This is a genomic window from Caloramator sp. E03, assembly GCF_006016075.1.
Classification (GTDB): domain Bacteria; phylum Bacillota; class Clostridia; order Clostridiales; family Caloramatoraceae; genus Caloramator_B.
Genome location: NZ_CP040093.1, coordinates 1,582,350 through 1,599,661, shown reverse-complemented (window position 1 = coordinate 1,599,661; position 17,312 = coordinate 1,582,350). Strand labels below are relative to the sequence as shown.

Here is a 17,312-nt window from a genome sequence, read left to right as displayed (position 1 = left end):
TTCGGTTGGCAGACCGTTATCATTTATTCTATCAAAGGAGGAAAATTTTTTCTACCCATAGCTATAAGCTTTTTAGAACCACGGGCATAGCCCGTGGTATTCATAAAACAAAATGAAATAAGGTGGGTTGATTATGCCCACCTTATTTATAAAATAAATATTAAAACAGTCCTGTTACAACTCCATTCTCATCTATATCTATGTTTTCAGCTGCTGGAACTTTTGGAAGTCCCGGCATTGTCATTATATCACCTGTCTGGCATACTATAAAACCAGCACCAGCTGATATTCTAACATCATTTACAGTAATCCTAAAACCCTTTGGAGCCCCTAAAAGCTGAGGGTTGTCAGATAAGGAATACTGAGTTTTTGCCATACATACAGGCATTTTGTCAAGTCCAAGTTCCTCAAGTTTTTTTATTTCCTTTAATGCTTTTGGTGAGAAGTCAGCTCCCTCTCCTCCATATATTTCTTTAACGATTGTTTCTATCTTTTCTGGTATGGATTTTTCAATGTCATATAGAGGTTTATAATTTGATTGTTCCCTATCTAATAGGTCTACAAGTTTCTCAGCCATTTCTATTCCGCCTTCTCCACCTTTTTCCCATACTTCATTAAGAGCAACCTCCACGCCATATTCTTTACATTTTCTAATTAATAGTTCTACTTCAGATTCTGTATCAGCAGAAAATCTATTAACTGCAACCATAACAGGGATTCCAAACTTCTTTATGTTTTCAACCTGTTTTGAAAGATTTGCAAAACCTTTATCAAGAGCTTCAAGGTTTTCTATATTAAGATCAGTCTTTTTAACTCCTCCATGCATCTTTAAAGCCCTAATTGTTGCAACGATAACCACAGCTGATGGATTTAATCCCCCATACCTACATTTTATATTAAGGAATTTTTCAGCACCAAGATCTGCACCAAAACCTGCTTCAGTAATTAAATAATCTGCAAGTTTCAATCCAAGTTTTGTTGCAATCAAGCTATTACATCCATGGGCAATGTTTGCAAAGGGACCTCCATGAATAAGTGCAGGAGTATTTTCAAGAGTTTGAACAAGATTAGGCTTTATTGCATCCTTTAAAAGAAGAGTCATAGCACCGTCAACCTTCAAATCCTTTGCAGTTACAGGTTCGCCATCGAAATTATATCCAATTATTATTTTGCCTATCCTTCTTTTTAAATCCATAAGATCTTCCGATAAGCAAAGTATTGCCATAATCTCAGAAGCAACAGTTATCATAAAGCCATCCTGCCTTACAAAACCGTTTGCTTTCCCCCCAAGGCCAATTACAACATCCCTTAATGCTCTATCGTTCATGTCTAAAACTCTTTTCCATATAATTTGCCTGGAATCTATTCTAAGACTGTTTCCCTGATGGATGTGATTATCTATAGCTGCTGATAGTAGGTTGTTTGCAGAGGTTATTGCATGCATATCCCCTGTAAAGTGGAGATTAATATCTTCCATAGGTACAACTTGAGCATATCCTCCTCCTGCTGCCCCTCCTTTAATTCCAAATACAGGGCCTAAAGAAGGTTCTCTTAATGCTATTATTGCATTCTTACCAATCTTATTTAGTGCTTGTCCAAGACCTACAGTTGTAGTTGATTTTCCCTCTCCTGCTGGTGTTGGAGTTATAGCCGTAACAAGCACAAGCTTTCCGTTCTTTTTATCCTTTAATCTTTTAAAAATATCTAAGGAAACTTTTGCTTTGTATTTTCCATATAATTCAAGCTCATCTTCAAGTATCCCGGCAGATTTTGCAATTTCCCTAATATCCTTCATTTTAGCTTTTTGTGCTATTTCAATATCACTTGGCACCTTACCCATCATAATCATCCCTTCCTTTGTTATAATATAACATTGAAAATTATAAAGATTGAACTATTATTTCTATTATAAACAATAATTTTGGATTTTAATACATTTTCTCTCTTTCTCTTCTTACAATTTCCATTGCTATTTTATTAGCTTCATTTTTTATCATATCTTCATCAACTAAGGTAAGGTGACCATCCTTTACAAGTATTTTACCATTAACTATTGTCATATTAACAAGGCTTGAGTTTCCACAGGTTACTATACCAACTATAGGATTATGACAGCCTGCATAAGCAATATCACTTATATCCAAAAGTATGATATCTGCAGCTTTACCGCAGGACAACTCTCCTATATCGTCCCTTCCTAAAACTTTAGCTCCTCCCTTTGTTGCCATTTTTAAAACTTCATAAGCACTAAGCCCTTCATTACCATACTTTAAATGATTAAGAAGATAAGCCCTTCTAACTTCCTCCCACATATTAGAGCCATCGTTTGAAGCACTGCCATCAACAGCAATGCCAACATTAACTCCTGCTTTAACAAGTTCCGTTGTCCTACATATTCCACTTGAGAGCTTCATATTTGAAGATGGGCAGTGAGCAACACCACTTCCTTTTAAAATCTTAATTTCATCATCATTTACATGTATTACATGGGCAAACCAAACATCCTCTCCAACCCATCCTATACTTTCCATAAGCTCAACAGGTCTTTTACCATACTTTTCTATGCAATACTTTTCTTCATCTAAAGTTTCAGCAAGGTGAGTATGAAGCATGACTTTTTTCTCCCTTGCAAGATCTCTACACTTTTCCATTAAAGATAAAGTTACTGAAAAGGGTGAACAGGGGGCCAAGGCTATCCTGTTCGTAGCAAATTTTTTGCTGTCATGATATTTATCTATCACTCTTTCACAATCTAAAAGTATTTCCTCCTCATCCTGAACAACACAATCCGGTGGAAGTCCTCCTTTACTTTTCCCCCTTGACATAGAGCCTCTTGTAGCATGAAATCGTATACCTATATCTCTTGAGGCTTTTATCTGCTCATCTATTAGGTATGGACTCTTACCTTTTGGAAAAACATAATGGTGATCCATTGTTGTAGTACATCCAGTCTTTAAAAGCTCACAGAATCCTACCATAGAACCATAATAAACAGCCTCACTGTCTATATGTTTCCAAAACTCATAAAGCCCTATGAGCCATGGAAAAAGAGGCTTTTCCTGGACCTCATCTATTCCCCTGAAAAGTGTTTGATAAAGATGGTGATGTGTGTTCACAAATCCCGGCATTGCAATTAAGCCTTTGCAATCAACAACACTACCACTAAGGTTATCTATTTCAATATTTTTACCTATCTTTACAATTTCATTATCCTTAATCAATATATCTACGCCATCAAATATATTGTCATTATCATCAAAGGTTAAAACCTTAGATATGTTTTTCAACAGCATATACATATCACTTTCCTCCTATAAGGAGAGTCATAACAGCTTTTGCTGTATGTAGCCTGTTTTCAGCCTCATCATATACGACAGAATGTGGTCCATCTATTACAGAATCTTCAACCTCATTATTTCTATCTGCTGGAAGAGCATGCATATATATAGAGTCTTTGCTTGTTAACTTCATCATATCTTCAGTACACTTCCAGTGTTTGTTTGCTTCAAGAAGGTCATCTATAGCCTCCTTACTTGGATTGGTAACCCAGCTACCCCAATTCTTTGGTATAACAACATCTGCATCCCTATATGCCTCCTCCATATCATGAGTTATCTTTAAACTACCCTTATATTTCTCTGCATAATTCTTTGCCTTTTCTATTACCCAGTCTGGTAGTTCATAACCTATAGGATAAGCAAGAGTTACATCCATACCAAACCTTGGGAACAAAAGAACCTGAGACACTGGAACTGATATAGGCTTTTTATGGCTTGTTGCATAGGCCCAGATTATCGATACTTTTAGCTTGTTTGTATCACCAAATTTTTCCTTGATAGTCATCAAATCTGCAAGGGCCTGCATAGGATGATAAAGATCGCATTGAAGGTTCATTATTGGTACAGTTGAATACTTTGCCATTTCCATTAAATATTTATTCCCAATCCCCCAAAAACAGTTCCTACAAGCAATTCCGTGTCCAAATCTTGAAAGTATTATAGCTGTATCCTTTGCACTTTCACCGTGACTTATTTGCATAGTGCTCGTATCAAGATAATTAGCATGTCCTCCAAGCTGGGCTATGCCTGCCTCCATTGAATTTCTTGTCCTTGTTGACTGCTCAAAGAACATTAAAAATATTGTTTTGTAAAGAAGGTATGGAGTATTAATTCCCATCGCAAATTTCTTTTTTAAATCAAAAGAAACCTCAAGCATAGTTTCTATCTCTTCATTTGTATAGTCCTGAAGAGTTATAAAATGTCTCCCTCTAAATAAAGTTTGCATATTAACCCTCCTTATTTTGTATAAAATTTACATACATCATAGGTATTAGTGCATACATTGCTGCGCATTTTACAAGCTCACTTTTAAAAGTTTTTTCATTTGGAGCATGGGCTTCCTCCTCATGTCCTGGGCCAAAACCAATACATGGTATATTGTATCTTCCCATTATAGCTACTCCATTTGTAGAAAATGTCCATTTATCAATTACAGGCTCATCTTTAAACAGTCTTTTATAGCAATTAACCAGAATTTTGCACACATCATGATCCTCTGGAATCATCCAGCTTGGAAAATAGCATTCCGTAGGATATATAAGTCCTGTATAGGAAGGCTTATCATAGCTATACATAGAAACCTGTGCCTTTGCATTTTTAACTGATGGAAGATTTTCAATTTCTATAAGTGCACTTTGCCATGTTTCGCCCAATGTGAGCCTTCTATCTATTGAAATTGTACATTTATCTGCAACAGCACATCTTGAAGGAGATGAGAAGAAAATCTCAGATACCGTTAGAGAACCTTTTCCTAAAAACTCATCATAACCAAGGTTATCTGATAATCCTTTTAAATCATTTATTATAGGTGCCATCTTATATATAGCATTATCTCCTCTCTCAGGGGCTGAACCATGGCAACTTATACCATTTGTTGTAACTTTAATCTCCATTCTTCCTCTTTGCCCTCTATAAATTTTGCAGGATGTTGGCTCTGTACTTACAACAAATTCTGGTCTTATCTTGTCTTCATTTATGATATACTGCCAGCAAAGTCCATCACAATCCTCTTCCTGAACCGTTCCCGTAACAATCAATGTATAATCATCATAAAGGTTTAAATCCTTTATTATCTTACCCGCATATACCATTGATGCCATTCCACCCTCTTGGTCGCTTGCTCCTCTTCCTACTATTATCTCATCATCCTCATAACCCATATAAGGGTCATAATCCCAAAGAGAAATATCTCCAATACCAACAGTATCTATATGAGCATCCATTGCAATTATGTGTTTCCCTTTCCCAATATATCCAAGTACATTTCCCATTGGATCTATCTCTACCTTATCAAAGCCTACCTTTATCATTTCCTCTTTAATTCTAAGTATAATCTCCTTCTCATTACCACTCTCACTTGGGATAGCTATCATATCCCTCAAAAACTTGCTAATATCCTCTTTATAGTTCTCAGCAAGTTTTAAAATTTCTTTTTCTTTAAATTCCTTTTCCATAACATCACCTATAAAAAATTATTTAAAAGACAATAAAAAGTTTTCAAGAAGTCTTAAGGATACCTCTTTTCTATATAATGAAGTAGACCTTTGATCATCGATAGGAGTAATTATATTGCTATACATATCAATTATTTTATGAATATCTTTTATATCCATATTAATTATTTTCTCTTCAATCTCCCTACTTCTCACAACTGTTGGACCAACGGCTCCAAAGGCAATCCTTATATCCTTTAAGTTTTTTTTCTTTGCAAGTCCTACAAAGGAAACCTTTGACAAAGCTGTTGATTTTCTTGTACCAACCTTTTTAAATATAGAAATATCAAAATCTTCAACAGGTATCTTAACTTCAGTTAATATTTCATCATTTTTTATATCTATTATCTTAGGTCCTTTTATAAAATCTCCAATATAAACCTCTCTTTTGCCGCTTAAACTCTCAAGTGTTAAAATAGCATTTACAGCATAAAGATAAGGTAGAGTATCTCCAGCTGGAGATGCATTACAAATATTGCCTCCTATTGTTGCAACATTCCTTATAGCAGGAGATGCCATAGACTCTACCACATCTTTAAAAGTTTTAGGTATTAGTTTACTTTGTACTATATAACTTAATGTGCAACAAGATCCTATTTTAATATAACTATTTTCACTCACTATACCCTTTAATTCATCTATAGAATGCAAGAAGAGTACGTTTTCAAAGTTATATTCAGCACTATAAAAACTCTTTTTCTTTATCATAATGTCCGTTCCACCAGCAAAGAGTAAACATTTTTTATTGTTTATAATTTCTAATGCATCTTTTAAACATGAAGGTTTATATGCCTTTACCATATCCCTTCACCTCTTTTAGCTGCAAGCTTTATAGCCTCTACAATCATGTTATATCCAGTGCACCTACAAAGATTACCTGAAAGAGCTTCCCTTATATTTTTATCAGAAGGATTTGGTATTTTACTCAAAAGAGCTTCAGAAGCCATTATCATCCCTGGAGTACAAAAGCCACATTGTACTGCCCCAACATCCTCATAAGCTTTGCTTAATATTTCAAATTTTTTAGTTTTTCTGAAACCTTCAATTGTAACAACCGATTTGTTCTCAACCATTGCAATAGGATATATGCAGGAATTTATAAGCTCACCATCAATTAAAACAGAACATGCACCACATTCCCCTTTTCCACAACCTTCTTTAACTCCTAAAAGATTGAAATCTTCCCTTAAAACATCTAAAAGCCTTTTTAGAGGACTACATTTAACTTCTACTCCCTCACCATTTAAAATAAATCTTATTTTACTTTCCATATTTTTTTACCTCCAAAATCTTCTCTGGCCTTACAGGTATACTGCATATATCAATGTCTAAAGCATCTTCAATGGCAAGAGCATAAGCTGGAGCTGCCCCAACAATAGGTAATTCTCCGAGAGCCTTTGCACCATAAGGACCATATTTAAAAGGCTCACATAAAAGATGGCTATAAATATTTGGAACATCCATCGATGTAGGGATTATATAATCAGAACTTGTTCTTTGTTTAAATCTTCCATCTATATTTTCCATAACTTCAATTCCTCCATAGCCAAGGCCCTGAACAATACCTCCATCTATTTGTCCCTTTACTATCCTTTCATCTATTGCTTTTCCTATATCATAAACTGCATAAAAGTTATTAATAGTACACTCATAAGTTATAGGATCAACTTCAACCTCTGCAACATTTACCCCAAAGGAATAGGATGTATATGCATCCCCTATAAAATTCTCACCATCCCAAAAATATTCTTCAGGATATTTAAAGCTCTCTTCTATCTCAACTCTTTTACCCTCATTCCATCTTTTCTTTAAATTTTCTGAAGCTACCTTTAAAATCTGTCCTACTATAACCGTTGTCCTTGATGCAACAGTAGGTCCAGAATCTGGGACTTTATCAGTATCAGGGTTATTAAATATTATCTTTTCAATTGGTAAGTTAAGAGTGTAGGCTACTATTTTTCTAAGAGTTGTTGAGGCACCTTGTCCCATCTCAACATTTGAAACAAGTATTTCAACAGTTTCTTCATCTTTAACAAGTTTAACCTTTGCCTTAATATGATCCCTCTCTCCACTTCCAGTAAATCCACCTCCATGAAAGAAAAGGCTCATTCCTATTCCCTTTAATTTACCATCTTTTTTTTCCTGTTTAAATTTTATCTTCTTCTCATTGTAGGATGACATTTCTAAAGCTTTATCTATCATCTCTTTTAGCCTTACCTCTTCTCTAAATATTCCTCCTGTTGAGGATTTATCCCCTTTTTTTATAAGATGCTTTACCTTAAACTCCAAAGGATCAATTTTAAAATTCTTTGCCGTATGCTCTATATGCATTTCAATTGCAAAGAAAGCCTGTGGTGCTCCAAAGCCTCTAAAAGCACCACTAATTGCCTTATTAGTTGCAACTGCCTTTCCCTTTACGCAAAGGTTTTCAATATTATATACCCCACTTATTGCAAACATAGCTCTTTGAAGAACAACCTCTGATAAACTTGCATAGGCTCCAGCATCAAGTATTATTTCTGCTTCCATACCTATTATTTTATATTCTGAATCAAGATAGCTTTTAAGCCTTATCTTTGAAGGATGCCTTTTTGTTGTAAATTCTATATCTTCATCCCTATCGTAAACAATTTTTACAGGCTTTTTAGTCTTAATAGCAGCACAGGCAGCCTGTGCTGCTATTAAAGAAGGATAGTCCTCTTTCCCTCCAAAACCTCCTCCTGTTGCAAACTGAACAACCCTTACTTTATCCTCATCAAATCCAAGACATTCTAAAAGAGCATTTTTAATATAGTAAGGACATTGCATAGAACCATAAACCGTAACTTTATCATCCTCAAAGGTCGCTATAACCCCCTGTGTTTCTAAGTAAAACTGCTCCTGATAACCCGTCTCATATTCTCCCTCAAATACATAAGCTGCCCTCTTTTTTGCATCATCAATATTCCCTTTACAATACTTATAATCTGCAAACAGGTTGTTATCACCATATATTGGTTGTTTTGTGCAAAGCCCCTCTTCTATTGAAAGTATAGGTTCTATCTTTTCATATTCAACCTCTATCTTTGAAATTATATCCTCTATCACCTTTTTATCTTTACCAACTACTATTGCTATTGGCTCTCCTAAATAATTTACTACCCCATCAGCAAAAATTGGCATATCATATTTTAATATTTTAACTCTGTTTAGCTTTGGCACATCATTTTTATCTATTATATAATAACCCTCTGTAAGATCAGGGTATTTTATCGACTTTATTTTTGCCCTAACTTCCCTTGACCTTAAAGTCTTTGCATAGAGCATATCTTTAAAAATTACATCACAGGTATATTTCTCATCTCCAGATATCTTTGACTTAGCATCAACCCTTTTAATAGGTTCTCCTATATCCCTTATCAAAGTTATCCCCCCTTGTCGTTAAGATTTAATGCTTCCCTATAATCCTCCATTGTATCAATATCCTTAATAATACCAATGCAGTCAACATCAATAAATTGAACATTATTATCCTTTATAAATTCTCTTAAATTTGTATATTTTGGATTATAAATATTATCTATTAGCCTGCTATTTATAAGGATTGGATGCCCCCTCTTTCCATTATATACGGGAATTGCAATATCCTCTTCACATTCCAAAAGCTTTTTATATACAAAGGGCTTAATTAAAGGGTAATCCCCTGGCGTTAAAAAGAATTTATCTCCACTTACCTTAGATATCCCTTTCTTTATAGAACTAAACATACCCTCTTCATATTTATCATTAAATATAAGTTCAACCTTTTCATATCTTTTGACTATTTTCTCTATTTCCTCAATCCTATATCCTCCAACAATGATTATTCTATCAACATATAAACTCATATTATCTATGACATTTTCTAATATGGTCTTACCTTTAAATTCCAAAGTCATTTTAAAAGTATTAGCCCTTGTTGAAAAACCTGCTGCAAGTATTACTCCATCTATTTTCAAACTATCTCTCCTTTTCTTTCAATGCCTTTAATACATCCTCTGGTTTTATAGGAAGCTTTGTTATCCTAACACCTACTGCATTATATATAGCATTGGCTATAGCTGCTGGGGGAGTATCTATTCCAATCTCTCCTACAGATTTTGCACCATAAGGTCCTGTAGTTTCAAAACTATCTGCAAATTCAACCGTTATTTTGCCAACATCAAGCCTTGAAGGAATTCTATAAGTTAATAAGCTGTTATTTAAAAGCTTCCCATTAGTACTGTATTTTACATCTTCAAACATTGCCATACCAATTCCCTGAACAATTCCTCCTTCAACTTGAACCCTTGCAAGAGCTGGATTTATAGGCGTGCCACAATCTACTACTGCAGTATAATCTATTAAATCAACTTTTCCTGTTTCAATGTCAACCTCAACCTCAGCAAAAGCTGCCAAAAAAGGTGGAGGAGAAACCTCACCGCAAAATGATTCACATACAGCAAGCTGTTTTTGGTTTTTGCTATAGAAAAGATTTGTAGAAAGGTCCTTTAATGTGATTTGCTTTTCTCCATCTTTAGTTTTGATTATATTCCCATCAAACTCAACATCATAAACTTCCTTTTCAAGTACCTTCGCTCCTTCTTCAATTATTATACTTTTCATCTTTTCTGCTGCTTTTTTAACAGCGTTCCCTGAAACATAAGTTGTACTTGATGCATAAGCACCACAATCAAAGGGAGTAAGATCTGTATCTGAGGAATAAACTACTATTTTATCAACTGAAACTCCTAAAGCCTCAGCAGCAATTTGAGCAAGTATAGTATCACTGCCTGTACCTATATCTGTTGCACCAACTAATAGATTGAAAAAACCCTGATCGTTTAACTTTATAAGTGCAGAACCCATATCTATTGCAGGTATTCCAGAACCCTGCATCGCAATAGCACATCCTATACCTCTAACTTTATTATTTTTCTTAGCCCGTTTATCTTTTTTCTTATAGCCGCTAAGCTGAACTGCCCTTTCTAAGCAATAATCAAGTTTACAGCTTTCAACTATCATGTCAACTCCTTCAGTACCTTCCCCCATTATTTTAAATATTGGAGATGTTTCCTTTTCTTTAATCATATTCATTGCTCTAAAATCTACCGGATCAATTCCACATTTTTGCGCAAGCTTGTCAACTGTTGATTCAAGGGCAAAGTTTCCCTGTACAGCACCATATCCTCTAAATGCTCCAGCAGGAGTATGATTTGTGTATACAACTTTTCCTCCAAACCTTACTGCCTCTGCTTTATTATAAAGAGGGAGAGTCTTAGATCCAGCAACCATAAATACAGTTAGTGCATGTTCTGCATAAGCACCTGTATTTGAAAGTATATGCATATCAATAGCTTTAATATTGCCATTTTTATCGGCACCCATTTTAACTTCTATCTTCATAGGATGCCTTGTATAGGTTGCTTCAAAAACCTCCTGCCTTGTATACTCAAGTTTTGCTGGTCTTCCCGTTTTTAATGTAACAAGAGCTACATAAAATTCCCCATGAAGAGCTTGTTTACCTCCGTATCCTCCTCCAATTCTAGGCTTTATCACTCTTATTTTCTCAATGGGAATAGAAAGAGCCTCTGCTACTATCCTTCTTACATGATAAGGCGTTTGAGTTGAAGAAACTATATTTATCCTTCCTTGTATGTCCATATAAGCAAAGCAACAGTGAGGCTCCATAGCAACATGAGCCTGAGGCTGAGTATAATATGTTTCTTCTACAACATATTCGCAACGCTTTAATACTTCATCTACATCTCCAAATTCCATATTATATTCAGCAGCTATATTTTTAGATGGATTATATCCTATTGGAAACATCTCGTGGCATTCCTTTTCAGGATGAATAATTGAAGGATTCCCTTCAGCCTTTTCAAAATCAAGAACAGGCTCTAAAACTTCATAATCAACCTCAATTAAATTTAAAGCCTCTATAGCTGTCTTCTCATCTTCTGCTGCGACAACAGCAACTTCATCACCAACATATCTTACATACTCATCAAGTATAAATTTATCATGCGGTGAAGGCTCTGGATAACCTTGACCTGCCCTTGTTACTATATTTCTTGGAACACTTTTAAATGTTAATACGCAAGCAACTTTAGGAAGTTTTTCTGCCTTTTCAGTATTAATATTTTTAATCCTTGCAAAGGGATAGGGACTCCTTAATATTTTAATTACAAGGCTGTTTGAAGGAACAAAATCCATTGTATAGGCTGGCCTTCCTTTTATGAGTCCCATTCCTTCTATCTTTGGAGTTGACTTTTTTACCTCTTTCATTCTATCACCCCTAAATACCTTTTAATTGCTCTTAAATGTACTTGATACCCTGAGCATCTGCAAAGGTTACCTGCAAGATATCTATTTATACTCTCATCGTCAAAGCTCTTTAAATTGTCTTTCATAGATACTACCGCAAGTACAAAGGAAGGGGAACAGTATGCACATTGAACAGCACCTTCTTCATTCATAAGTTTTCCAAATCTCTCTGCCTCTTCTTCTATTCCCTCAATAGTTGTTATTGAACATCCATCAGCTTTAGCTGCAAGATATGAACAGGATGGTATTGGCTTACCATTTAAAAGTACAGTACAAAGCCCACAAACTCCAGTATCACAGGATTTTCTAACGCTTGTTATGTTAAGGCTTTTTAGTATATCATAAACTGTTTCACTTCCTTGAATCTCCATTTCCCTATCCTTTTCGTTTACCCTTACATGTATTTTCACTATATCACCTCCTCAAGTCCCCTTCTTACAAGAACGCTGCAAAGCTCCTTTCTATATTCACTTGAAGCCCTGATATCACTTCCAAAGTTTAATGTATCCCTTGCTATTTCTCCTGCCCTTTTTATTGTTTCATCATTCAAACCATTCTCTTTTAAATAATCCATTGCCTTATATGCATAAGAAGCTACAAGAGGTCTTGCTCCAACGGCTATTTTTATACCTCCTTTTAAGTTTGAAACTGCAACATTTAACATGGAAAAATCAGTATAGCTGTTTCTCATACTTAAAAACGAAGCTTTTTTTTCATCCTTTTTAATTATTACTTTTACAATAATATCCTTTGTATCTTTATTTTCAATAAATTCTTCCATGGAAACTATTCCTCTATTATATAACTGAACCTTTGCATCAAGGGCCAAAAGGCAAGTTAAAATGTCAGAAAAGCCATAGCATCCTCCTATACATCCCCCTATAGTTGCAATATTCCTAACCTGTACCCCAGCTATAACTGATGCTGCTTTTGATAGTATTCCATTAAAATATGATGAAAGGATACTACTATCTTCTATTTCTTTTAACGTTGTATAGGAGCCTATCTCAATTACATCTTCTTTTTCTAATATATAGTTTAGATTTAATCTTGAAAGGTCAACAGCAATTTCAACTTCATTATCTAAAAGATGTAAAAAAGCTCCTCCTCCAAGTATAGTACCTCCATTAGTTAATGCTTCATAAGCATCTTTAAGACTCTCTGCCCTGAAAAAATTTTTTATTTTCAAAAAAAGCACCTCCTTAAAAAACTGCCGATATAGCCTTTGCAGGGCATTTAGACTGACAAAGACCGCATCCAAAGCATTTTTTATAATCAATATAAACTTCTTTATCCACATTTAACGCAAAATAAGGGCAAATTTTTTCACATAATCCACAGAGAATACATTTGTTTTTATCAATTTTAGGATAGCTTGGCTCAAATTTAACTAAAGGTATTTCAAGGGAAGTTTTAATAACATCCTTTACACTACTAAAATTGTATTTTTCAAGGGCTATAGGCAGATCTTCAATTATCTTTTCATATATCTGCTTCCCCATTAGCATTGCAGAGGATAAAATCTGAACAGCGTCTGCTCCTGCAAGAAGAAACTCTAAAACATCCTCTGCGTTTTTTATTCCTCCCACTCCAATTACAGTAAAATCAGGCATAAACCTCTTTATCCTATTTATTATTGCAAGGGCTATTGGCTTTATAGAAGGCCCTGAAATCCAAAGTTCTCCTTTATCGTTTCCAACTAAAACCCTTCTATTTTTTAAATCTATTTTCATTCCAGGACCTAAGGAGTTTATAGCAACAATACCAGCAGCTTTATTTTCCCTAACCACTCTTGCAAATTCCAGAACATCTGTAATATGAGGACTTATTTTTATAAAAACTGGCTTTTTAGTAAGGTTAGTTATTGTCTTTACAGTATCACCAATAACATTAAGTTCCTTGCCTATATAATGGGTTGATATTTCAAAGGCATCTGCAAATTCATCAAGCCTTGGAATCAAGAATTCCATATCTTCCTTAGTATAGCCAGCGCTTATTATCAAAGGTACCTTAAGGTTTTTCTTTAACTTTGGCAAAATATCACTTAACCAAAATTCAAAAGGATATTCAGACCATAACTCTGCATTATATATGCTGTTATTATCACCTATAATACATGGTCTTGGAACCTTTGCAGCTTCCTTTGATATAGTCTTTGATACTATACATGAAACTCCCATTTTTTCAAGAGCAATCATCTTTTCATAGCTTGAAACAAGTGGTCCTGATGCTGGCATAATAGGGTTTTTTAAACTTATACCTCCTATACTTGTACTTAAATCCATAAACTCACCTCTCAATTTTCTATCCTTCTCCAAACCTTTTGGGCCTGTTCTTTTGATTTTTCATATATATCAGTTTCATCAAAGGTAAGATTGTAATCCTTTAAAAGACAATTACCATCTATCCATACATACCTGGGATGGAAATTATCAAACATTCCATAAAAAACATGTCCTAATATATTGGATTCATCAATTGGAGTTGGTGGATTATAGGGCACTACTATCATATCCGCACAATAACCCTTTTCTATTCTCCCTATTTTTATACCAAGCATTTTTGAAACATATTCGTATCCATTATTTATAACATTTTTTAAATCCTCCAATGAAAATTTAGTAGGGCTTTTCAATCTATTTTTCATAGCAAATGATATATTAAGATAATCCCTTGTAATATTTGCCCCAAGGCCATCATTGCCAATCATACACTTTATGTTATTTTCTCTTAGTACATCGTAATTAGAAACCCCGACCGCATTGTTCATATTGGAAGTAGGATTTAATACAACATAGCAATTCCTTTCAGATATTATCTGTGCTTCCTTTTCATTTATATGCACGCAATGAGCTAAAATAGAATTCTCCTTTAAAAGATTAAAGCTATCAAGTCTTTCAACTATCGATTTACCATATTTCTTATAACAGTCCAATACATCATCTATGCTCTCAGCAACATGTACATGTATTGGAGTATTCTCTATAGCTTTAGATATTTTATTTAAGCTTTTATCATTCAAACTTAAAGATGCATGCATACCAAATACTCCACAGTGCTTGTCCGAGGCTTTCTTGCAAAATTCAATATTCTCTTCAATACATTCATCTATATTAAACCTATCACTGCTTTCAAAGCAAAATATCCCTCTTAACCCTAAATAATCGCATAATGATTTTTTAAGTTCCATTAGGCTTCCCCTTATATAAAGGCCACTTGCATGATGATCTATTATCGTAGTTACCCCACACTTTAGACAATCAATGCCATAGATAAGTCCACTAAAATATATTGCCTCCTTATCAAGATTTCCATCAAGCTTCCACCAAAGCTGATAAAGTATATCCATAAAGTTCTTTGGATTAAAAGGCATGTTCATTCCCCTTGCAAAGGTAGAATAAACATGAGTATGACAATTTATAAGCCCTGGCATAACTATAGAATCTTTACAGTCATAAGCCTCCTCTTTGTATTTAAAATCCTTCATATCACCTATTTCCTCTATTTTATTATCAAATAATATATATTTATTTTTTTGAAAATTCATAAAATCATAGATGTTAGCATTTATTAAAGCCTTCAAACAACCTCCTCCTTTTTCAAAAATTCCTTCATTTTCCTCTTAATTATATTATACGCTTTATGGTATTATTTACAATATTTACATATTAAGTAGGATTATATGTTTGGCAGATATTGCTTGATTTTTACCGTTTATTTGAATTTATTCTTATTATTAATTTAAAATCCATTTTCAAAATCATAAAGTCCTCTTGGAGTTATTTTAAACTTTGGTATCACTGGTAGTGCCATAAAGGATAAAGTCAAGAATACGTCTATATTCTTATCTATTAAAAACCTTTTTACTGATGCATATAGATTTTCCAAATTATAAACTACTTTATCTATTGAATCTGTTGTCATAAGCCCTCCAACAGGTAAGCTTATCTTACCTATTATCCTGCCTCTTGAAACTGCAACTATTCCTCCTCCTATATCTATAAGGCTGTTTACTGCAAAGGTTATATCAGCATCATTATCTCCAACAACTATTATATTATGGCTATCATGGGCTATAGTTTGTGCAATTGAACAGCCTTTAAGCCCTAATCCCTCTATAAATCCTAAAGAAAATTTTCCTGTATTTTTATGTCTTTCAAATACTCCTATCTTTAAAATATCTTCACCCTCAATGCTATCTATATATCCATCCTTTAAAACAACATTCCTTTTAACTTTTTCTGTAATTAAAGAACCTTTGATTACCTTTATAACATCAATATTTTTTGCATCATATTTAATTTTAAGTTTATCCTCTGTAATATAATCAATATTCATAGAATTTTTTATATCTATTGAATCAAAATTCTTAACCTCTGGATTAATTTTCCCTTTTCTTAAAACTGCATTTATTTTTATACTATAGAGATTATCAAGTATAACAATATCAGCATCATAGCCTATTGCAATAGCTCCTTTATTTTTTAATCCATAGCACTGGGCTGCATTTAATGTTGCTATTGTAATTGCCTTTATAGGATCCACTTTATACTCTATTGCTTTTTTTATGTTATAATCTATTGAACCCTCCTTTACAATATCTAAAATGCTTTTATCATCAGTACAAAATAAAAACCTTCTAAAGTTCTTATCGTTTATAGCTCCTATCAGACCTTTTAAATTTCTTGCAGCAGAGCCTTCTCTTATCATTACATACATTCCTTTTCTAATTTTATCTAAAGCCTCTTCAATACCAAAACATTCATGATCTGTACATACTCCTAACAGCATATAAGCATTTAGGCTTTTTTCATCTATTAAAGGGCAGTGACCATCTATTTTTTTATCACTATAAGTATTTATTTTTTCAATCATATCCTCTTTAAAATTTATTGCTGAATAAACATCCATAACTTCCCCAAGACCTAAAACCTCTTTATAACATTTAAATATTTTTAAGTCTTCTGCTCTAAGAACTGCTCCACTATCTTCAAATTCCGTTGCTGGGACACAGGAGGGCATCATAAAAAATATATCTATAGCTGCCTGTTTTGAATTTTCAATCATGAATTTAATTCCTTCAATGCCAAGCACATTTGCAATTTCGTGAGGATCTGCAATACATGTTGTAACTCCCCTTTTTAAAAGTTCTAAAGAAAAAGTGTTAGGAATAACCTTTGAAGACTCTATATGAACATGAGAGTCTATAAATCCAGGTGAAATATATTTGCCACTGCAATCAATCTCTTTTATACCATCATATTCTCCAATACCAATTATTTTACCCTCTGCTATTGCAACATCAGCTTTAAAAATATCCTCATTAAATACATCTATTACAAAACCATTCTTTAGTACAATTTCTGCCTTTTCTTTTCCAAGTGCCATGTCTATCTGTTTTTTATTTGTATTCATTTTCCTTCACCTGCCCTTT

The 17,312-nt window shown here is 33.9% G+C and carries 14 protein-coding genes; all 14 read right to left on the bottom strand.

Translation table 11 applies throughout. The annotated features are described in order from the left end of the window. Positions 1-160: 160 nt before the first annotated feature. The 14 genes from FDN13_RS07930 to ade all read right to left on the bottom strand — a co-directional run bounded on the left by FDN13_RS07930 (position 161) and on the right by ade (position 17,293). Positions 161-1,831, bottom strand: a complete 1,671-nt coding sequence (locus FDN13_RS07930; RefSeq protein ID WP_138981054.1) for a formate--tetrahydrofolate ligase — start codon at positions 1,829-1,831, stop codon at positions 161-163. Positions 1,832-1,928: 97 nt separating this feature from the next. Continuing rightward, the gene (locus tag FDN13_RS07925) at positions 1,929-3,299 is read right to left on the bottom strand and encodes an 8-oxoguanine deaminase (RefSeq protein WP_138979708.1); all 1,371 of its coding nucleotides are present in this window, start codon (positions 3,297-3,299) and stop codon (positions 1,929-1,931) included. A gap of 1 nt (position 3,300) precedes the next feature. Beyond that, positions 3,301-4,284: an ornithine carbamoyltransferase gene (locus FDN13_RS07920; protein WP_138979707.1), complete on the bottom strand. Its 984-nt coding sequence runs from the start codon at positions 4,282-4,284 to the stop codon at positions 3,301-3,303. A gap of 1 nt (position 4,285) precedes the next feature. Then, positions 4,286-5,512, bottom strand: coding sequence for a YgeY family selenium metabolism-linked hydrolase (locus FDN13_RS07915; protein WP_138979706.1), 1,227 nt, complete (start codon positions 5,510-5,512; stop codon positions 4,286-4,288). A gap of 18 nt (positions 5,513-5,530) precedes the next feature. Further along, complete coding sequence (locus tag FDN13_RS07910; RefSeq protein WP_138979705.1) at positions 5,531-6,352, bottom strand: FAD binding domain-containing protein; 822 nt, start codon at positions 6,350-6,352, stop codon at positions 5,531-5,533. Further along, positions 6,346-6,822, bottom strand: a complete 477-nt coding sequence (locus tag FDN13_RS07905; RefSeq protein ID WP_138979704.1) for a (2Fe-2S)-binding protein — start codon at positions 6,820-6,822, stop codon at positions 6,346-6,348. Before FDN13_RS07905 ends, FDN13_RS07910 begins: the two co-directional genes overlap by 7 nt. Beyond that, complete coding sequence (locus FDN13_RS07900) at positions 6,812-8,953, bottom strand: xanthine dehydrogenase family protein molybdopterin-binding subunit (RefSeq protein WP_138979703.1); 2,142 nt, start codon at positions 8,951-8,953, stop codon at positions 6,812-6,814. The genes FDN13_RS07905 and FDN13_RS07900 overlap by 11 nt, the downstream gene beginning before the upstream one ends. 2 nt (positions 8,954-8,955) lie before the next feature. Further along, entirely contained in the window at positions 8,956-9,528 is a 573-nt protein-coding gene (locus FDN13_RS07895) for a nucleotidyltransferase family protein (protein WP_138979702.1), read from the bottom strand. A gap of 1 nt (position 9,529) precedes the next feature. Next, positions 9,530-11,839, bottom strand: coding sequence for a xanthine dehydrogenase family protein molybdopterin-binding subunit (locus FDN13_RS07890; protein WP_138979701.1), 2,310 nt, complete (start codon positions 11,837-11,839; stop codon positions 9,530-9,532). Next, complete coding sequence (locus FDN13_RS07885) at positions 11,836-12,288, bottom strand: (2Fe-2S)-binding protein (RefSeq protein WP_138979700.1); 453 nt, start codon at positions 12,286-12,288, stop codon at positions 11,836-11,838. Before FDN13_RS07885 ends, FDN13_RS07890 begins: the two co-directional genes overlap by 4 nt. Next, positions 12,288-13,076 (bottom strand): FAD binding domain-containing protein, encoded by a 789-nt coding sequence (locus FDN13_RS07880; RefSeq protein ID WP_243120196.1) that lies wholly within the window; start codon positions 13,074-13,076, stop codon positions 12,288-12,290. Before FDN13_RS07880 ends, FDN13_RS07885 begins: the two co-directional genes overlap by 1 nt. A 4-nt stretch (positions 13,077-13,080) precedes the next feature. Further along, a complete protein-coding gene (locus FDN13_RS07875; RefSeq protein WP_138979698.1) occupies positions 13,081-14,163 on the bottom strand; it encodes a 4Fe-4S binding protein in 1,083 nt (360 codons plus the stop codon). 11 nt (positions 14,164-14,174) lie between these two features. Then, positions 14,175-15,461, bottom strand: coding sequence for an amidohydrolase family protein (locus FDN13_RS07870; RefSeq protein ID WP_138979697.1), 1,287 nt, complete (start codon positions 15,459-15,461; stop codon positions 14,175-14,177). Positions 15,462-15,619: 158 nt separating this feature from the next. Beyond that, positions 15,620-17,293: an adenine deaminase gene (ade, locus tag FDN13_RS07865; RefSeq protein ID WP_138979696.1), complete on the bottom strand. Its 1,674-nt coding sequence runs from the start codon at positions 17,291-17,293 to the stop codon at positions 15,620-15,622. Between the last annotated feature and the right edge of the window lie 19 nt (positions 17,294-17,312).